Raw genomic sequence first — 18,226 nt, 5'->3', positions numbered from 1 at the left:
AAACTATTTTTTATTCACTAAATCCATTAAATCTACATCATTTCCTAGAAGGATTTCTGTTGGGTTGATACGACCTTCCATAGTATCATTTTCAAGTTTTAAAACACCTCTTGGGCAAACTGCAGAACAGATACCACAACCAACACAACTAGAGCGTACAATGTTTTCGCCTTTTTGAGCATAGGCACGAACATCAATTCCCATTTCGCAACTGTTTGAGCAGTTTCCGCAAGAAATGCATTGTCCGCCGTTAGTTGTAATTCTAAATTTTGAAAATAAGCGTTGTTGAAATCCTAGAATAGCAGCCATTGGACAACCAAATCGGCACCAAGAACGACTTCCTAAAATAGGGTAGAACCCTGTTCCGATAACACCTGAGAATATTGAGCCAATATATAAACCGTAAGCAGATCTTAATGTACCACCTTTAATGAAAAAGATATTATCGGTAGTTCCTGTAAAATGCATAATTAATAATGCAGCAATAACTACAAAGAAACCAATGGCACCATATTTTGCGTCTTTACCAAATTCTTTGCCTTTAAAAAACATAACGCCTGCAAAGACCAATGTTAAGAACCCGATAACTAGAGCTATAAATAACCCTCTAGTTAACCAAAAATCATTTTTGTCATAACCTAAATATGTGTATATCATAGCTGTTGTCATCACTACAGAAAAGACTAAAACAGTATGGATTAACCAGCGTTCTAATTTCCAAGCCGACATTTTTTTAGATGATAATTGTCTAAAAGAATCTCCAGCGGTTTCAGCTAATCCACCGCAGCCACAAACCCATGAGCAGTACCAACGTTTTCCGTATTTGTATGTTAAAATTGGCGAAATCACAAAAATTGAAATAATACCAAATAAGATTAAGGCTAAACCAATGTTTCCGTTTGAAAGAAACCCGTTTACTGACCATTCATCAAAAATATAATAGTTAAGTGGCCACATAGATTTTAAATCGTAGTATGGTAAACTATTATTCATCACATACATAAATTCTGGAATCAAAAAGGCAAAACCTAATTGAAAAAACATGACTGATACCGTACGTACTTGTTGGTAACGATTGTGTCTATATTTTAAAATAAATTTATATCCAAAGGCTAAAATAGCAACCGTATAAAGTGTACCGTAAACAAACCATTGGCTTGCATTTCTGCCACTTAAAAGTTGACTTAATGGATCAAATAAGCTTATTAGTCCTGAGTTTTCAGCGCCATCTGTTCCTAGGCCTAAGTATTTTGGAAAGAAGTATAATACAATGTAAAATGTTGTGAGTATAATACCAACAATCCATCCCCAAATACCTCTTGATGATATAGATTTAAACCAAACGCCATCGTTTTTTATACCTTCTAATTTTGTTAAATAAGCTTCTCTAGAGTAAATTATAATTCCTCCAGATATTAATCCAAGCGAAAGTGTTAAGAATAACCCTTTATTAGGAAAATCAGTATTAAAGAGGGCTAATGTTAAAATGAATAGCCCAATAACGCCTATAGCAAGAGCAATTTTTTGTTTGTTTGTTATATCTATAGCGTCTGGTTTTGCTAAAGACATGCTGTGATTTATTTTATTACTCATGGTTATGCTATTTGTAGTTGTTTGTTGTAGGCTGATAAAATTTCAGCTTCATAATGGCTATAAAATTCAGGGTCGAAATTGGCTTCAGAAAGATGATTCATCACATAATCTACATCGCGATTTTCAGTAAGCCAAGTGTCAAAAGTTTCATGTCGCATTCTTATTCCAAAAGTGTTTATGCCTAAGAATTTATTGGTGTCTTTGTTATAAGCAACAGTGATGCATTTAGTGTCATCTTCATGTTTCCAATGAAAATGTTTTTCATAATCTTGTTTACTACGCTCACTAAACACCCAACCATACGTTTGGTATTCTATATCTAGAAACTTAGCAGAGTTAAACCAATGTCCTGGGTTGTATTGTATTCTGTTTCCGCAAACGGTTTGCGCTAAAGTTTCGCCCATCATACGGCCTGTGTACCAAACAGCTTCAATGGGTCTACGGCCATTTATACCTTCGTGTTGTTCTGCACAATCGCCAATAGCATAAACATCAGGAATGTTAGTCTCTAAATAACGATTTACTTTTACGCCTCTACCAGTTTCAATATTAGAATCTTTTATAAAATCAATATTAGGAGATACACCAGCAGTTAATCCAACCACATCACATTCAATTTCTTCACCAGTTTCTTGAATTATAATTGATTTTACCTTTCCATTTTCATCAGATTTGATTTCCTTCAGATTCATACCCAAACGTAAATCGATGTGATGATTTTTAATATGACGGTTAATCATTTCACTTTCACCAGAAGGTAAAACACCATTCCAGAAACTATCCTCTCTGACTAAGAACGTCACAGGAATACTTCTTGAATTAAGCATTTCTGCCAATTCAATACCAATTAATCCACCACCAACAATGACGGCACGTTTACAAACGTCTTTATTAGGTGCGTGCTTTTCAAGGTTTTCCAAATCTTGCTTATGGTACATGCCCATAACGCCTTCTAAATCTTGCCCTGGCCACCCAAATTTGTTTGGTTTACTACCTGTTGCAATAATAAGTTTATCGTATTTTAAGGAGTCTCCTTCAGCAAAATGAAGTGTTTTAGCATCAGTATCTATATTGTTAACGTAGCCTTTTTTGAGATCGATTCTGTTTTTCTCCCAAAACCAATTTTCATAAGGTTGTGTGTGTTCAAACTTCATGTGTCCCATGTATATGTACATAAGCGCTGTTCTTGAGAAGAAATATTCGGTTTCAGCAGAAACAATGGTAATTTTTTTGTCAGACAATTTTCTAATATGTCTAGCTGCTGTAACACCAGAAATTCCGTTTCCTATAATAACGATGTGTTCTTGCATAATTTGATTGTTATGTGATGTTAGGTCGTAGCTAAAGATAAGAACTTAAAAATGAGGGTTAATTTAGAATCGGTTTAAATTGAAAAACTCTTGTAAGGAAGATTAATCGTTTGAGACGCGAAAAAACTTTTAGGTTATCTGTAATTACTTGAAATTTTGTTCGACCTAATGGCAGTTACTTTGCAAAGCTTAAAATTTGAAATGTGTCTAAAATTAAATTGAAGACATAAAAAGAAAACAAAAAAAAATGAAAAAACAATTTATAATCATATTAATAGCACTTGTATCTTTTGAAGGGATTTCTCAAGATTTAAATACGTTTTTTAGTAAAGCTGATGCTTTTTTTAAAGCCAATGTGTCTAATGGAAGGGTGGCGTATTCTAAAATTCATTCCAATCCAGAATCATTAAATGCATTATTGAAAATAGCTGAAGGGATTTCGGTATCAAAAAGTGATGCGAATAATTATCAAGCCTTTTGGATAAACGCTTATAATGTATCTGTAATTAAAGGAATTATAGACAATTACCCTACTAATTCACCATTAGATAATAAAGGTTTTTTTGATAAAACAACCTATAGTTTAGGCGGAAAAAATATCACTTTAAATGATATTGAACATAAACTTTTAAGAGGCAATTTTAAAGATGCTCGTTTTCACTTTGTATTAGTATGTGGTGCAGTTGGGTGTCCGCCATTAATTAATAAAGCTTACTTACCAAACACACTTAACTCTCAATTAGAAAAACAAACAAAACTAGCTTTAAACGGCTCGTTTTTAAAAGTGAATACCAAAAAGAAACGTGTTCAGGCATCCCAAATCATGGAGTGGTATAAAGAAGATTTTACTATGAATGGTAAATCTGAAATCGATTTTATAAATCAATACAGAACAGAGAAATTAGAGGGTAAATACAAATTAAGCTACTTTCCATATGATTGGAAAGTAAACAAACAATAAACCAAAAAACAACAAATCAAAATAGAAATAATGAAAAAATTAATCGCAATATTAGTATTAACAGCTGTAACATTTACTGGCTACTCACAGGAAGATTCTGAAGAAAATCAAGGCAGTGTCATCCAAACCTATACACCCTCTAAATTATTAAAGAAAGGACAATGGGATATAAAATGGTTTAACAATTTATACACAGAAACTAAAGATTTATTCGGACCAAATGGCGATAAACAAAGTATCCCAAGAAATACATTTTTTACTTCTACTGTAGATGTTTTTACAGGAGTTTCAGATAATAATAATTTTAATGTTGGATTATTATTAGAGTTTCGTTCAAATGTTATTGGAGGTAGAGACGCTTTAGATGTTTTTAAATTTGATGGGGAAGCAAATTCTGCACGTTCTGGATTTACATCTTTTGCGCCAGCCATAAAATTTAACCCTATTAAAAGTATTTCTAATTTCACGATTCAAACAGCAATTCATATTCCTTTAGTAGATAATGAAGTTGAAAACGGTGTGTTTTTAGACCAAAAAGGATTTACTTTTCAGAATAGATTTTTCTACGATTATAGTTTTGAAGGAGGCGATTGGCAATTGTTTACTGAGTTAAATACAGAGTATAATTTTGGTAAGAAAGTTGAGAGAGATACCAACGGCACTCAAATTGAAGGTAGTTTTGCTAATAATAGCTTTCGTTTAACTCCAGGTGTGTTTTTAAGTTATTTTCCAAGTTCAAAATTCACAATATTGGGATTAGTTCAACACTCTCAACTCATAAGCTCTGGAAATGAAAATAATTTTTCTCAAGACTTTACAGCTTTAGGAGGAGGCGTAAAATATCAATTAACAGATGTTTTAAATATAGAAACACTTTATACAGGTTTTGTAAGAGGAAATGATACAGGTTTAGGACAAACATTTAACATAGGTTTAAGAGCGTTATTTTAATGATTAATAGTAAATTAGGGACTTAAACCTGTTTTATGAAACGATTTAAGTTCCTAATTTTTTTATCCATACTTAGTATTCAATCATGCAAAACTCAAACCAATAAAATTAATGGTGTGAGTTTTGTAGCTTCTGGTAAAGCTATAAATCAAACAGATGTAAAGCCGGTAGTTAATGTAAATGCAAATTATGCAGCGATTATGCCTTTTGGATTTATTAGAAATTTAAATGACCCAGAGATAAATCATAATACTGACAGACAATGGTTTGGTGAAACAAGAGCAGGTGCAAAACAATACATTGGAGAACTAAGAAAGAGGGGTGTTAAAATCATGATTAAACCTCAAATTTGGGTTTGGCATGGTGAGTTTACTGGATTTATTGAAATGAAAAATGAAGCAGATTGGAAAACTTTAGAAGCTTCTTATACAAGTTTTATTTTAGAATATGCAGATTTGGCAAACGAGGTAAAAGCAGAACTATTTTGCATTGGTACGGAGTTGGAAAAATTCATAGAAAACAGACCAGAATACTGGAGTAATTTAATTGAAAAAATAAAAGCTAAATATAAAGGCAAATTAACCTATGCTGCTAATTGGGACGAATTTAAGCGAACACCTTTTTGGACCAAATTGGATTATATAGGTGTAGATGCTTATTTTCCTGTGAGTGACAAAAAAACACCTTCAGTTGTAGACTGTTTGGAAGGTTGGAAAAAACACAAAGCAGTTATTTATAACATGTCTCAAAAATATCAAAAACCTATTTTGTTTACTGAATACGGATATAGAAGTGTAGATTTTTCTGGGAAAGCACCTTGGGTAAGTGATAGAAGTATGAATCAAGTAAATCTAGAAGCGCAAACAAATACAACACAAGCTTTATTTGAAACCTTTTGGAAAGAAGAATGGTTTGCTGGAGGGTTTATTTGGAAATGGTTTCATGAACACGACAAAGTAGGAGGGGAAGATAATTCAAGATTTACACCACAAAATAAACCTGTTGAGGCACTATTACGAAAACAGTATAAATTACCAAATGAATAAAATAAAGTATATCGCTATATGTTTTGTTGTCTTGTTGTCTTGTTCTAAAGATAATGATGCTATTATACAAACTTTAGCTAATTATACTCAAGGGCGAGCTATTGAAATGGGGGCTGTTATAGCGTGTGCTGCAAGTGATGAAAATACTGGTGAAACTCTTACTTTTTATTACCCAGAAGCAGGAGCATCCAATGTGAAATTCTATGAGACAACAAATGTTGATATTGATGAAAATGATTTCAAGAATTATATTGAAAATAAGTTAAACCCTGAACCGTTTTTTAACGGTCATTTAGGGAAGTTTACACAAAACGCATCAAACGAAAAATGGGTTATTATCACTTTTGAATTAGATGAGGAAATTAAGATTTCAAACCCTATTCGAACTAAACAAATATCTAAGCCAACTGTTTGGAATAATGAGGTCTTAATAAATCAATCTCAATCTGAAATGCCACATTTTATGTGGGAAGATAATCCAGAAGGTGATAATGCTATTTATTTTCAAGTGGTTTCAGATGAAACAAATAATTTGTTATCAGGAACTTATACCTATGAAAACAACTTTCAATATTATAAAACGGGTAATGTTGTATTGAATGTAACGACTCAGCTACCACCTGATTTAACTCTCATGAAAAATTATAATTTTACCTTAATGGATGTAAGTCTGGATAATTGGGTAAATTGGGTCATTCAAAAATCGTTTGTAGCAGAATGAAAAAAGTAGTATTATTTTTTGTTTTTTTTAGCCTAATAGCATCAAACCTATTTGGACAGAATATAGTACACGATTTAAAAATCCAAGGAAATGAAAAGTTAAAAACTACTTTTATAAAAAGCATTTCTACTATTAAATCAGGAAGTGTCTTAGATTCAACAATCATTGAGCAAGATATTTTAAGATTAAAACGTTTGCCTTCCGTATCGCATGCCTATTATCAAGTGTTTCCATCAGAAGATAATCAATATAATGTGTTTTACAATATTGAGGAAAACTTTACACTGATTCCATCTGCAAATGTATTTACAACAGATAATGATGAGTTTGCTTACCGTTTAGGTCTTTACGAATTCAATTTATTTGGTAGAAATATTACTTTTGGAGGTTTTTATCAAAAAGATATTTATAGCAGTTATGCCTTTAATTTCAGAGCACCTTATCTGTTTTCTAATAAATTAGGGTTGGCAATTAATTATCAAGATTTAACTACTCAAGAGCCTGTTTTTTTTGATAATACTTCTTCAAACTATAAGTATAATAATAACTCTATTGAAATTTTAGGGTTATATGAATTCAACTTTAAAAATAGGTTAGAATTGGGAATTAACTATTTTGTTGAAGATTATCAATATAAGTTTGGAGCAACGAACCCCAATGTTCCGCAAGCTTTAAACGTTCATAAATGGTTGGCAAAGGGTATTTATGAATACAATAAATTAGATTATTTCTATCAATATGTATCAGGTTTTAAAAGTCAGTTTAACTTTCAATATGTAACATCAACAAACGATATGTTGCCTGATTTTTTTATTGGTTGGAACGATTTTTTTCTATTCAAGCGCATAGGTGAAAAGGGTAATTGGGCAAGCAGATTACGTTTAGGTTTGTCAACAAACGACGAAACACCATTTGCGCCTTTCTCAGTAGATAATAATATAAACATTCGAGGTGTTGGGAACACCATTGATAGGGGTACTGGTGCTGTTGTTTTAAACTCTGAATACCGCCAAACACTTATTGAAAAAGGTTGGTTTGTACTTCAAGGTAATGCTTTTATTGATGCTGGTTCATGGCGAAACCCAGGTGGCGATTTAGGTGATTTTAGTCAAGACGATAATATTAAAGTATATCCAGGATTGGGACTTCGTTTTATTCATAAAAAGATTTACAACGCTATTTTTAGAATCGACTATGGAGTTGGTGTTACTCCAAATTCAAGTAAAGGTTTTGTGTTTGGAATTGGGCAATATTTTTAATTAATCATCAAATTTTAATAATCCTTCAAGTTTAAATTCATCAGCTATGGCATTTTCTTTCATCTTTTTAAAGAAACTTGGAGAATTAAATTTTACACCATACTTTGTTCTGTCTAACTCTATATTGAAGAAAATTGAATTGTAATCATTTCCAAAAGTAACAGAAAATGTTTCTTGGTGCGTTATATTCTTTACTGTGATATTGCCAATTAAAATAGCTTTATTGTTTGTTATAATTGATGGTTCAGTTAATTCAAAATAGGCGTTTTCAAATTTTTTAATTTCAAAAAAATCTTTGCTTTTTAAATGTTTTTCAAGATCTCCATATTCATGATTAATACTTTTCATATCAATAATAATCTTTAAAGAAGTTATACTATCATTTTTAATCTCTATTTGTCCTTGTTTCACTTGTATATTACCAGTTAGGGTATAAGAGCTAAATGCTGCTTTACCAGTCCAATTTAAAAGACTTTTCTCAATATTTAAATTTTTGATTTGCGCATAAGATTTAAAAGTTAGAAATAAAACGCAAAGTATTGTCGAAATTTTTAATAGTTTCATGTTTCTTAGTTTAAAAGGTTAGAGGTTGTATTTATAGTTTCATAACCGCAAATAGTTTCTCCATTTTTGGTTTTTCCAATAAAGTACCACATGGCCCAACCGCCAAATAGTTTGTTGCCAATGCGCCAATTATTTTGCCATACATAAGGTTGCCCTTGTAGCATGGTTTGTTTTTTGGTTCCAAAAGTTTTATCAAGGTCTTTTAAGGGGTAACTCTTTCTCAGATTCCATTTGTTGTTATAAAATAAATAAGCACCGTATTCTATAATTTTAATTTCACTTTTCTTACATAAAATGGCAGTTGCGTGTTTCCAATAATATGTATTATCAATTTTTATAGGATCATTCTCTTTTGGGAAATGTGCAACTTCAATAGCAATTTTTAAATCTTTAATTTTTTCAGGTAATGGAGTCTCATTATTTGGAGTGCCATAACTTGTTTGAGCTAAACCTATTTGAAATGTAAGTAGGAGTAAAAAGAGTGTTGTTTTCATCATATATGTTTTTGATGAAACAAAAGTGAGATTAAAAGAAGTGCTAATCGTCTCAATTAGGCAAATGAGACCTTTTTTTGATGCTTAAAACGTGTCAATTATGTAATTGAACCGTGCTAATTGTTTTTTAAAGCACTAGGAGATTTTCCAGTTAGCTTCTTTACTGCACGATTAAATGAAGCTTTCGAATTAAATCCAGAATCGTAAGCTAAAGCAAGTAATGTGTATTGATTATTTTCTGGCTTATTAACTAATCTTTTTACTTCTTCAATTCTAAATTCATTTACAAAATCATTAAATTTTTTATTAAAAATTAAGTTTAAACACTTAGTTGTGAGGTAAGGTTTTACATTTAATTGTTCAGAAAGTAAACTCAAAGTCAAATCAGGGTTTTTAAAAACTTCATCTTCAACCATAAGATGTTTTATTTTTTTTGATAACGCTTCTAATTGCTGCTTCTCTTTAGATGTAAGTACCGTTTTAAGTTTTATAACAGATTTATTTCGTTTGCTAAAACCTTCAATTCCTAGCCAGTAAGTAATTAATGCCATTATTATAAACAACGGATAGCGATACCATTGGTTAAAAGCATAATCAAAGAATATTAAATCAATAAGTACAATAACTATAATTAAAATCGAAAAATACCTGAGTACTTTCAATACCCGTTTAATCCAGAGTGTATGCTCTGTGATGATTTCAAAAGTTTCATAATTATCTACTTTCAAAAGTTTTTCAGCTTTAAACGAATAGTAAATAATTAGCAATCCAGAAACAACATACATAGTTGGATAATGCATCCAAGTAATATAACCGTAATATCCGAGCCATGATAAACTTTCACGTGTACCATCCCAATAGAAATTTTGAGACTTTATAAAGTTACTCCAAATGAATTCAATAAAAACTGGTAGAAAGTGAATCCAATCTTTTTTTAGATTTAGCTTAAAGTTTGGAGTAATGTAAGCTTTAACAAAAAAATAAATTAACGCACCGTAAATCCAATTGTATTCAATAAGAAAATGATACCAAAAATCATAAAAACCAATATTAAATAGCGTTAAAATCTCTACTAATAACCGATAAGAAAAGAAAAATAAAATAGCTGCTAAAAATTTATGCGCAATACTATTTTGGCTTTTATTTCGCCATAATATAATACCATAAATTAAGCCTTGAATAGCTCCAATACATAGTAAAACAGTAAGTAAAACTTCTTGAGGTTTCATTTCTATAAAGATAAGCAAGTCGTTAAAGCATACAAGAAATTATTTTTTGATATACTAAATTTAATATTTAAAGTGTGAAGTTTTATTTGAATCGATTAGTTTTGCCAAAAAATTAATAGCATATGCGAACTTTTGCAATAGGAGATATACATGGAGGCTTAAAAGCTTTAATTCAAGTTTTAAATAAAATTGAAGTTAAAGATGGGGATAAATTAATCTTTGTTGGCGATTATGTAGATGGCTGGAGTGAATCTGCTCAAGTGATTCAATTTTTAGTCGAACTTTCTGAAAAAATAAACTGTGTATTTATAAAAGGAAATCATGATGTTTGGTGTGAAGAGTGGCTAAGAAGCGAAGATGTAAATCCAACATGGTACATGCACGGAGGGAAAGAAACCATGGAAAGCTACGAAGAGTTTTCAAAAGAAGATAAAAAAGCACATTTAGAATTTTTCGAGAATATGCCATTGTATCATATAGATGATGAAAACAGATTGTTTCTTCATGCAGGGTTTACATCTATGTATGGTGTAAAAAAGGAAGTTTTTGAAACTACATTTTATTTTGATAGAACTCTTTGGGAAATGGCTCTGACTATGGATAAGCGTATTGAAAAAGATTCAGCAATTTATCCAAACCGATTAAAACATTACAAAGAAATTTATATTGGGCACACACCTACTATTAACTTTAATTGTGATGTACCTATGAATGCTATTAACGTTTGGAATATAGATACAGGAGCGGCATTTACTGGGAAAATATCAGGAATAAATATTGATACTAAAGAAGTGTTTCAAAGTGATAATTTACCTGCATTGTATCCAAATGAAAAGGGACGGAATAAATAAAGGTTATTCGATTTGCTTTTTGTAATAATTATATAGTTCATTACAATCAGCCCCAAACCATTTTTTTACATAAATAGACCAATAAATATATTGCAGTTTCCAAACTCCAAATTTACGGTACATTCTAGCTGAAGACTTTATTTTTTTATTAATGACTACAAACTGTTTTCTAGCGTACAGTTCGTTAATTAGAATATTGTCTTCATAAATAATATAGCGTTCATCAAAACCGCCAATATCATTAAAAAGACTTTTAGCTATAAACTGACTTTGGTCTCCACCACGGCAAGCACGCCATCTAAATTGTGTTAACCAACTCGCTAAGCGTAACCACCAATGATTACTATCAAACTGCATTCTAAAACACCCCGCTTTGTTACCTTTTTTAACTTCGTTAATGATTAATTGGTCAAAGTTTTTTGGAGGAAGCGAATCCGCGTGTAAAAAATAAAGAATATTTCCAGTTGCAGATTCAGCACCTAAATTCATTTGTTTAGCGCGTCCTTTTTCCGACTCTAATAATTTTATTGGAGCAGTTTGATCATGATCAAAAAGTGTTTTTTTCTCTAAAGCAGTTTGATCTATATAGTTAAAAGCAGCAATGTTTTCAATAAAAGTAAAATTTGAAAATGCTTTTATAATACTTTTAGTGCTATCGCTACTTCCTCCATCTACCACAATAATTTCTGCAATATTTTTAGCAGAGGAGTTAATTTGTATATGCTCTAAGAGTTTGCCAATACAGGTTTCTTCATTTAAAACAGGAACTATAATTGATATTTGATGATTTTTCATTTGGAGTTTATTCATTCAAATCCCAGTTGTAATCCATAAAGCGCTTAGTCATTTTTTGAGATATTTTAGTATTCGAATACCTATTAACGTATTGTATGATGCTTCCAGTACCATTAACCAAAAAGTCTTTATCAAACCATGCAAAGATTTTAGAAAGTTCTATTTTAGTTGGTGTTATATAATTTCTTTTTGGGTCGTTTATAAATGCTTTAGTCGCTGTTGTTAGTTGCGTTTCTAAATGCTCTGCAGTAAAAGCTTTGTTTTGTAATTGAGGACAAGAAAAAGACGCACAAACAATAGCAAAATGAATTCTTGGTTCTTTCATTTTTCTGAGAATTTTGTGTTCTATCTCATTTAAATCATACCATTTTTCTCCTAATTTCCAATGGCGTTGTTGCCAAGGTTTTTTTATGTCTTTAATACTTTTAATTGGGTAATGCCTGAGGATTAAATCTACTGTCATAGCATTGTAAGCATTAATCCAATAAGCAAGTTTTTCATTTTTAGTCCAAGTGTCAGTTGGTAGATTTTCGCTTAAACTTGTTATGTAATTTAATAACGCTTTTCTATCTGTTCTAAAGCCTTTGTAATCAACATTCCCTTGATTTGATACATGTTTTTGAAGCAGATTATTCCAGTTATTATGATTAAATATAATCGATGTTTCTTCTTCTTCTTCAGTGTTTATAACATCTTTATTGTTTGGTTCTGAAACTTTAGTAGTGTCAGTTTCAATAATAGTTATTGTGTCCTCAATTTCTGCAACAATAGAATCTTTAGTGATTTCTACTACTTCAGTTTTTGGTTTATTGGAAGATGATTCACTAATACGTTTTGTGCTACAGCAAGAACTAATAAAAATAAGTATAGCTAATAGTTGTAGGTATTTCATTTAAAGCTTAGGTTTTTAATTAATCAGAATTTTTGTCTTCTGAAAATACGGGATATAGTTCTTGTTTTATAAAATCTTTAGGAAATGTTTCATCACCAGAAAAACCCAGCTCAATATCTTTTCCGTTATGTGGGATGTAATTTGTTTTAAACAAATAATCCCAAATGCTTAAAGTTAGTCCGTAATTAACGCCAAACCTAACATGTTTTGGTAAAGCTTTGGCATGATGCCAAATATGCATCTTTGGGTTATTGAAAATGTATTTTAAAAAACCGTAATCCCAACCTAAATTAGCATGGTTTAAATGACCTATTGTAATGGTGAAAAAGTAAACAATAGCGACATCTTTAGCATCATAATTTCCAATAATAGCAATAGGAATATAGAGTAACGATTTGTAAACAACAGGTTCCATCCAATGGTAGCGTAAATGTGCGGCAAACCCCATTTCTTTTACTGAATGATGAACTTTATGGAAGTTCCATAAAAAAGGCACACGATGTAATAAACGATGGGTATTCCATTGTACAAAATCAGAAACGATAAAGAAAACAAACAATCCTAACCATTTTGGTAAATTGTCTACATCAAAAAGTTGGAAGCTATTAATGGATAAGCCAATACTTCCTAAAACATCATTAAAAAACTGAGCTGCTGTATTTGAAAGTGCAATAAGAATGATAAGATTCAATAAAAAGAAATTGAAAAACATATAAAACGTGTCCAGCCAAAAATCTTTCCTGAAAATAGATTGTTTCTTTCGCCAAGGAAAAACAATCTCTAAACCCCAAACTAGAAGTGAAATAATTATTAGTCCATAAAAATAATTATCCCAATGGTTTTGGAAGAGTATCTCGTTTTTTAGATAATTCCAATATCCAACGTAGGAGTTTTTTATGATGTCTATGTATTTTTCCATCTGTTATTCTTGCAAAGGCAGGAATCTATTATATAATAAGATTCAGAGATTGCTTATTATGTAAAAATAACAATATAGTCTTAGCAACATCCACCACCATCATAATGATAAGTAGATTCGCTGATGAAAATATCATCTCTACCAAGGTCTGCAATAGCTCCAGCAGTTTTATCACAAATTGCTAAAGGTTGATTTTTAACTAAAACATGTCCTTTTTTATCATCAAAATAATCTTCAGAACCAAAGTAAATAGCTGCTTTTCCAGTAAAAATACAAGGCCCATCTTCAGGCATTGGGTCTTTAATGGCGGCAACCTCTATAGATTCTATATAGATTAACTCGTCTGTTGGGTAATTTTTTGGGTCTAATATACGGTATGGTTTTCTGGCTCTAATTTCAATAGTGCCAAAACCAGCATCGGTTAATGCTTTAACGTATTCTGAAATTGGTAAACTTCCGCTTAGACACAAAGCACGTAATCGTTCATCGTTACGAAGCGTATCATTCATAGGTTGCTCACAGGTAGGGTCACTCATTACTAAACGCCCATGAGGTTTTAAAACCCGATACATTTCAGCAATAGCTTTCTTTAAATCGTCAGCTTTAAAAATATTGAATAAACAATTTTGAGCTGCTACATCGATACTATTATCTTCAACAGGTAAATGCATAGCATCTCCTTTTTTAAGATCTACAAATTCGCTTTTAAACCAATCGTTTTGAGCTTCAGCTTCTATGAAGTTTTTACGTGAGGCTTCTAGCATTTCATCAACCACATCAATGCCAATAACACCATTTTTTTGACGATTAAAATATGAGAATTGAAGTAACTCCATACCACCTCCAACACCAACATAAAGCATTTTTGGATTATTTGTTAAGTCACGAGCATGTACCGTAGAACCACAACCATAGTTCATTTCTTGCATTATTTTTGGAATTTTTAAACCAGGTAATTCCCAAATAGGATTGGTTGTACAGCATAAACCAACATCTGGTGTTAGGGCCGCTTCTTTATATACGTCGTGTGTAGTTTCTAAATAGGTACTCATGCTATTAATGTGCGTTTAAAGTGATTTGATTAATTCTTTAAAAAGTATAACCATATCTGGTTCTGCTTTTTCTGCCATGGCGATAATTTCACTAATATCAACAGGCTTTAGATTATCTGGGTCGCATTCATCTGTTAAAACTGACACCGCAGCTACTTTTAATTTTAAATGATTGGCAACAATAATTTCTGGAACCGTACTCATTCCAACAGCATCGGCTCCCATGATTTTTAACATGCGATATTCTGCTCTGGTTTCTAGTTGCGGACCAACAACACTTACATAAACACCTTCATGTAATGTAATGTTATTAGTTTCGGCTATAGATTTAAATTTTGAATTTATATCTGCGTTATAAGGTGCACTCATGTCCGTAAAACGTTCGCCTAAAAGTTCAACGCCTTTAAAGGCTAATGGTGAACTACCTTGAAGATTAATATGGTCTTCAATCAACATCAATTCTCCTTTTTTGAAGTCAAGATTAATAGCCCCAGAAGCATTAGAAACTAATAGTGTGTGTATGCCTAGTTTTTCCATGATGCGAACAGGGTAAGTAACATCTTGTAATGAATAACCTTCATATAAATGAAAACGTCCTTGCATGACGATAACTTTCTTCCCAGCCATAACTCCATAGATAAGTTTTCCTTTATGAAACTCTACCGTAGCGGTTGGAAAATTAGGAATATGGTTATAACTTACTTCTTTTATTACTTCTACATCGTTGATTAATTGACCTAACCCTGTGCCTAGAATGATGCCAATTTCAGGGCTATCAAAGCCTTTGTTTTTTAAATAATCAACTGTTTCTTCTATAAACTTAATCATGTAATTGTTTGATTTTTTCTTGTAATTGTATGTTAGATTGATAAAACTTTGAAGCTATTAAATCTTCATAAGTATCAATATCATTTAAAGTATCTAAAGTAGTAAATGTAACTTGTTTTTTATTCAATTCTTGAAGTGTTTCCTCTAATAAATCGGTTTGACTCCAAGGCTTGTTTTCAAAAACAGACTTATTCATTTTTGAAAGCCCAATTAAGTAATAGCCGCCATCTTCTGCGGGTCCGAAAACCACTTCATTTTCTTTCAAAACGTCAAGACCTTTATTGATATGATTTGCTGTGATATCTGGCAAATCTGAGCCGATTAGAACGATACGGTCATAACCATCCTCAAAACCTTTTTGAAAAGCATTTTTCATGCGTTCGCCTAAATCTATACCATGTTGAACTGCTTTAGAATCGTTCTTCCATTTCGTGTCAACTACAGCATCAGAAAAATAAATACGTTTATCTGCTGATACATTTTCGGTAGCTTGTTCGGTAACTTTTACGAGTTCGCTATAAACATCATAAGCGCCTTGATTGCCAATAGTTTTGGCAAGTCTGGTTTTTACTTTTCCAAGTTTTATGTTTTTTACAAAAACAATAACTAATGCTTTACTCATATACTTTTACGCCTTTTTTTAACCATTTACTCCATGCTTTATTAAAAGTATGAATGGAATCTGTTGGTTGTTCTTGTAAATTTAAGACTTCTAAATCGTTATTTTTCCATTCAAAAATGCCTCCATATAAATTGTATACATTTGAATAGCCTGCTTTTTTAAGTTTTTCTGCAACATCTTCAGAACGAATACCTAAAGAGCAATACACTACTATTTTTGAGTTTTTATTTGGTAGTTTGGGTTTTACAATATCCAAGTTAAAGGAATCATAACCTACACAAATAGCATTTTGTAAGTGACTTGTATTAAACTCTTTTTGTTCTCTTGAATCTAATAGAATAACAGACGCTTTCTCAGTTTTTAAATCTTCGACCGAAATATAAGGAATACTCTCTTTGTTTTGCTGCTTCAATAATTTTGAAAGCGTTTTTTGAGCAAATCCAGAAATTGAAATCCCAATACAAATAAAGAGTAATACCTTTTTCATGTGGTTGTTTTATGCTACTGTTCCTTGACAACTACTTCCTGCTCCTGCAGTACACCCGTAGCAATGTTGTGAAATAACAATGTTTCTGCCTTCAAGTAAATCTTCGTTATATTCTGAAATGTGTTTTGCTTTGCTATTTACAGGAAGTTCAAGCATTTGGTTGAAATCGCAATCGTATAAATATCCGTCCCAACTTACAGAAAGTGTATTGGTACACATGACGTTTTCAACAGCTGTTGGATTGTAGGCTTCAACAAGTGCGTACATGTAATCTTCATAGTTTTCTGAAGCTATTAAATAATCGAGAAAACGAGAAATAGGCAAGTTTGTTATGGCAAACAAATTATGAAAGTGAATACTAAAATCTTCCATTAAAGCTTTTTTGAAATCTTTTTCCATAGACATTTGATCTGCTGGTAAAAAGGCCCCTGAAGGATTGTAAACCAAATCTAATCTTAAATTACTATTTGGCATACCGTAACCTACTGCATTTAATTCTTGAAGTGCTTTTATAGATTTATCAAAAACACCGTCGCCACGTTGTTTGTCAGTTTTTCCTCGAGTCCAATGTGGCATAGAACTAACCACATGAACATTATGCTTTTTGAAAAACTCTGGTAAATCGTAATATTTTTTATTGGCTCTGATGATTGTTAAGTTAGAGCGAACTATAAAATCTTTAATTCCTGCTTTTGCAGCTTCTTCAACAAACCAACGGAAATCTGGATTCATTTCTGGAGCACCTCCTGTTAAATCTAAGGTGTGTGCACCTGTATTTTTTATAACGTCCAAACATTGACGCATGGTGTCTCGCGTCATGATTTCTTTTCGATCTGGACCAGCATCTACATGACAATGGTCGCAAACTTGATTACACATGTAGCCTACATTGATTTGTAGAATTTCCAATTTTTTTGCTTTAAGAGGAAATTGATTTGTTTCGGCAATTTTACTTTTAAAGGTTGGTAATTCTCCGTTTTGAAAAATACCGTTTGATAGAATTTCTAACTGCCTATTGCTGTTTGCTAAATCGCTTTCTCGTTTATGTAGAGACTTTGTTGCCATTAATTATTTTTAATAATATATAGTTACTACGGTAAAATTAGAGTTCTGGTTTTGCGTTAGGGATTGCAGTGGAAAGCCCACAGCGATCCCGATAACTATCGGGAGAGTGAGGACTTGTAACGAAAAGCCCGACCCTTGTGGTAACACCCAAAATATTAACCGTCTAACTTATTCACTTTATTCATCATTTGTACGCCATGTACCAAAGTTGCACCGCTTTTTATGGCTGCGCCTACATGTATGGCTTCCATCATTTCTTCTTTTGTAACACCGCGTTGCAAACCATCTTTCGTGTATGCATCTATGCAATATGGACATTGCTCTGTATGGGCAACGGCCAGTGCTATTAAAGATTTTTCTCTTGCGGAAAGCGCGCCTTCTTCGAAAACTTTACCATAATAATCAAAGAACTTGTTTCCGAGCTCTTCACTCCATTCTGTTATTTTTCCAAACTTTCTTAAGTCGGCTGGATCGTAATATGTTTTTGACATTGAAAATATTTTTGTCTAAAGATAGAAATCTAATTTATTAAGTCGGAAGGTTTAACGCAACTTAACAAAAATCGCCAAATAATATATTAAATGGCG

At 31.8% G+C, this 18,226-nt stretch carries 20 protein-coding genes; 6 read left to right on the top strand and 14 right to left on the bottom strand.

Annotation, left to right across the window (positions count from 1 at the left end):
- Window positions 1-3 precede the first annotated feature (3 nt).
- Window positions 4-1,593 carry a 4Fe-4S binding protein gene (locus tag DIS18_RS02770; protein WP_109351505.1) on the bottom strand — a complete coding sequence of 530 codons (1,590 nt, stop codon included), beginning with the start codon at window positions 1,591-1,593 and terminating at the stop codon, window positions 4-6.
- Window positions 1,594-1,595: 2 nt separating this feature from the next.
- Complete coding sequence (locus DIS18_RS02765; RefSeq protein WP_109351504.1) at window positions 1,596-2,903, bottom strand: NAD(P)/FAD-dependent oxidoreductase; 1,308 nt, start codon at window positions 2,901-2,903, stop codon at window positions 1,596-1,598.
- Between the two features lie 247 nt (window positions 2,904-3,150).
- Between DIS18_RS02765 and DIS18_RS02760 the strand changes: the two genes are divergently transcribed.
- Genes DIS18_RS02760 through DIS18_RS02740 form a run of 5 tightly spaced genes read left to right on the top strand, consistent with a single transcriptional unit; the run spans window position 3,151 to window position 7,841 of the window.
- Window positions 3,151-3,864 (top strand): DUF547 domain-containing protein, encoded by a 714-nt coding sequence (locus tag DIS18_RS02760; RefSeq protein ID WP_109351503.1) that lies wholly within the window; start codon window positions 3,151-3,153, stop codon window positions 3,862-3,864.
- Between the two features lie 30 nt (window positions 3,865-3,894).
- Window positions 3,895-4,815, top strand: coding sequence for a transporter family protein (locus DIS18_RS02755; RefSeq protein ID WP_109351502.1), 921 nt, complete (start codon window positions 3,895-3,897; stop codon window positions 4,813-4,815).
- Window positions 4,816-4,850: 35 nt separating this feature from the next.
- Window positions 4,851-5,861, top strand: coding sequence for a glycoside hydrolase family 113 (locus DIS18_RS02750; protein WP_109351501.1), 1,011 nt, complete (start codon window positions 4,851-4,853; stop codon window positions 5,859-5,861).
- The gene (locus DIS18_RS02745) at window positions 5,854-6,582 is read left to right on the top strand and encodes a hypothetical protein (RefSeq protein ID WP_146191787.1); all 729 of its coding nucleotides are present in this window, start codon (window positions 5,854-5,856) and stop codon (window positions 6,580-6,582) included. Before DIS18_RS02750 ends, DIS18_RS02745 begins: the two co-directional genes overlap by 8 nt.
- A complete protein-coding gene (locus DIS18_RS02740; protein ID WP_109351499.1) occupies window positions 6,579-7,841 on the top strand; it encodes a POTRA domain-containing protein in 1,263 nt (420 codons plus the stop codon). The genes DIS18_RS02745 and DIS18_RS02740 overlap by 4 nt, the downstream gene beginning before the upstream one ends.
- Here DIS18_RS02740 and DIS18_RS02735 read toward each other — a convergent pair whose 3' ends face one another.
- The 3 genes from DIS18_RS02735 to DIS18_RS02725 form a co-directional block, all read right to left on the bottom strand.
- Window positions 7,842-8,405, bottom strand: coding sequence for a YceI family protein (locus DIS18_RS02735; protein WP_109351498.1), 564 nt, complete (start codon window positions 8,403-8,405; stop codon window positions 7,842-7,844).
- Between the two features lie 5 nt (window positions 8,406-8,410).
- Window positions 8,411-8,899, bottom strand: coding sequence for a hypothetical protein (locus tag DIS18_RS02730; protein ID WP_109351497.1), 489 nt, complete (start codon window positions 8,897-8,899; stop codon window positions 8,411-8,413).
- A 116-nt stretch (window positions 8,900-9,015) separates the two neighbouring features.
- Window positions 9,016-10,128: a helix-turn-helix domain-containing protein gene (locus DIS18_RS02725; RefSeq protein WP_109351496.1), complete on the bottom strand. Its 1,113-nt coding sequence runs from the start codon at window positions 10,126-10,128 to the stop codon at window positions 9,016-9,018.
- Window positions 10,129-10,250: 122 nt separating this feature from the next.
- Between DIS18_RS02725 and DIS18_RS02720 the strand changes: the two genes are divergently transcribed.
- Entirely contained in the window at window positions 10,251-10,979 is a 729-nt protein-coding gene (locus DIS18_RS02720) for a metallophosphoesterase family protein (protein ID WP_109351495.1), read from the top strand.
- Window positions 10,980-10,982: 3 nt separating this feature from the next.
- On the opposite strand, the gene DIS18_RS02715 is transcribed toward DIS18_RS02720, so the two are convergent.
- From DIS18_RS02715 to DIS18_RS02675, 9 genes are all read right to left on the bottom strand, one after another.
- Window positions 10,983-11,789 (bottom strand): TIGR04283 family arsenosugar biosynthesis glycosyltransferase, encoded by an 807-nt coding sequence (locus DIS18_RS02715; protein ID WP_245925562.1) that lies wholly within the window; start codon window positions 11,787-11,789, stop codon window positions 10,983-10,985.
- Window positions 11,782-12,666, bottom strand: a complete 885-nt coding sequence (locus tag DIS18_RS02710) for a DUF547 domain-containing protein (RefSeq protein ID WP_109351494.1) — start codon at window positions 12,664-12,666, stop codon at window positions 11,782-11,784. Before DIS18_RS02710 ends, DIS18_RS02715 begins: the two co-directional genes overlap by 8 nt.
- Window positions 12,667-12,685: 19 nt before the next feature.
- Window positions 12,686-13,585, bottom strand: a complete 900-nt coding sequence (locus DIS18_RS02705; RefSeq protein ID WP_109351493.1) for a sterol desaturase family protein — start codon at window positions 13,583-13,585, stop codon at window positions 12,686-12,688.
- 80 nt (window positions 13,586-13,665) lie between these two features.
- Window positions 13,666-14,637, bottom strand: a complete 972-nt coding sequence (gene arsM / locus DIS18_RS02700) for an arsenosugar biosynthesis arsenite methyltransferase ArsM (RefSeq protein WP_109351492.1) — start codon at window positions 14,635-14,637, stop codon at window positions 13,666-13,668.
- Between the two features lie 15 nt (window positions 14,638-14,652).
- Window positions 14,653-15,465 carry a purine-nucleoside phosphorylase gene (locus DIS18_RS02695; protein WP_109351491.1) on the bottom strand — a complete coding sequence of 271 codons (813 nt, stop codon included), beginning with the start codon at window positions 15,463-15,465 and terminating at the stop codon, window positions 14,653-14,655.
- The gene (locus DIS18_RS02690) at window positions 15,458-16,087 is read right to left on the bottom strand and encodes a TIGR04282 family arsenosugar biosynthesis glycosyltransferase (protein ID WP_109351490.1); all 630 of its coding nucleotides are present in this window, start codon (window positions 16,085-16,087) and stop codon (window positions 15,458-15,460) included. The genes DIS18_RS02695 and DIS18_RS02690 overlap by 8 nt, the downstream gene beginning before the upstream one ends.
- Window positions 16,080-16,574, bottom strand: a complete 495-nt coding sequence (locus DIS18_RS02685; protein ID WP_109351489.1) for a rhodanese-like domain-containing protein — start codon at window positions 16,572-16,574, stop codon at window positions 16,080-16,082. The genes DIS18_RS02690 and DIS18_RS02685 overlap by 8 nt, the downstream gene beginning before the upstream one ends.
- A 9-nt stretch (window positions 16,575-16,583) precedes the next feature.
- Window positions 16,584-17,639 (bottom strand): arsenosugar biosynthesis radical SAM (seleno)protein ArsS, encoded by a 1,056-nt coding sequence (gene arsS / locus DIS18_RS02680; RefSeq protein WP_109351488.1) that lies wholly within the window; start codon window positions 17,637-17,639, stop codon window positions 16,584-16,586.
- Between the two features lie 155 nt (window positions 17,640-17,794).
- Entirely contained in the window at window positions 17,795-18,130 is a 336-nt protein-coding gene (locus DIS18_RS02675) for an arsenosugar biosynthesis-associated peroxidase-like protein (RefSeq protein WP_109351487.1), read from the bottom strand.
- Window positions 18,131-18,226 lie beyond the last annotated feature (96 nt).

The organism is Algibacter marinivivus (assembly GCF_003143755.1).
Classification (GTDB): domain Bacteria; phylum Bacteroidota; class Bacteroidia; order Flavobacteriales; family Flavobacteriaceae; genus Algibacter_B; species Algibacter_B marinivivus.
Note: the sequence above shows the minus strand (reverse complement) of the source record. Positions and strands in the feature narration are given on the sequence as shown.

Coding starts and splice junctions, on each gene's coding strand:
- DIS18_RS02690 (WP_109351490.1), bottom strand. CDS start 16,087: ATGAGTAAAGCATTAGTTATTGTTTTTGTAAAAAACATAAAACTTGGA.
- DIS18_RS02755 (WP_109351502.1), top strand. CDS start 3,895: ATGAAAAAATTAATCGCAATATTAGTATTAACAGCTGTAACATTTACT.
- DIS18_RS02765 (WP_109351504.1), bottom strand. CDS start 2,903: ATGCAAGAACACATCGTTATTATAGGAAACGGAATTTCTGGTGTTACA.
- DIS18_RS02725 (WP_109351496.1), bottom strand. CDS start 10,128: ATGAAACCTCAAGAAGTTTTACTTACTGTTTTACTATGTATTGGAGCT.
- DIS18_RS02730 (WP_109351497.1), bottom strand. CDS start 8,899: ATGAAAACAACACTCTTTTTACTCCTACTTACATTTCAAATAGGTTTA.
- arsM (WP_109351492.1), bottom strand. CDS start 14,637: ATGAGTACCTATTTAGAAACTACACACGACGTATATAAAGAAGCGGCC.
- DIS18_RS02705 (WP_109351493.1), bottom strand. CDS start 13,585: ATGGAAAAATACATAGACATCATAAAAAACTCCTACGTTGGATATTGG.
- DIS18_RS02735 (WP_109351498.1), bottom strand. CDS start 8,405: ATGAAACTATTAAAAATTTCGACAATACTTTGCGTTTTATTTCTAACT.
- DIS18_RS02715 (WP_245925562.1), bottom strand. CDS start 11,789: ATGAATAAACTCCAAATGAAAAATCATCAAATATCAATTATAGTTCCT.
- DIS18_RS02685 (WP_109351489.1), bottom strand. CDS start 16,574: ATGAAAAAGGTATTACTCTTTATTTGTATTGGGATTTCAATTTCTGGA.
- DIS18_RS02750 (WP_109351501.1), top strand. CDS start 4,851: ATGAAACGATTTAAGTTCCTAATTTTTTTATCCATACTTAGTATTCAA.
- DIS18_RS02760 (WP_109351503.1), top strand. CDS start 3,151: ATGAAAAAACAATTTATAATCATATTAATAGCACTTGTATCTTTTGAA.
- DIS18_RS02720 (WP_109351495.1), top strand. CDS start 10,251: ATGCGAACTTTTGCAATAGGAGATATACATGGAGGCTTAAAAGCTTTA.
- DIS18_RS02740 (WP_109351499.1), top strand. CDS start 6,579: ATGAAAAAAGTAGTATTATTTTTTGTTTTTTTTAGCCTAATAGCATCA.
- DIS18_RS02695 (WP_109351491.1), bottom strand. CDS start 15,465: ATGATTAAGTTTATAGAAGAAACAGTTGATTATTTAAAAAACAAAGGC.
- DIS18_RS02675 (WP_109351487.1), bottom strand. CDS start 18,130: ATGTCAAAAACATATTACGATCCAGCCGACTTAAGAAAGTTTGGAAAA.
- DIS18_RS02745 (WP_146191787.1), top strand. CDS start 5,854: ATGAATAAAATAAAGTATATCGCTATATGTTTTGTTGTCTTGTTGTCT.
- DIS18_RS02710 (WP_109351494.1), bottom strand. CDS start 12,666: ATGAAATACCTACAACTATTAGCTATACTTATTTTTATTAGTTCTTGC.
- arsS (WP_109351488.1), bottom strand. CDS start 17,639: ATGGCAACAAAGTCTCTACATAAACGAGAAAGCGATTTAGCAAACAGC.
- DIS18_RS02770 (WP_109351505.1), bottom strand. CDS start 1,593: ATGAGTAATAAAATAAATCACAGCATGTCTTTAGCAAAACCAGACGCT.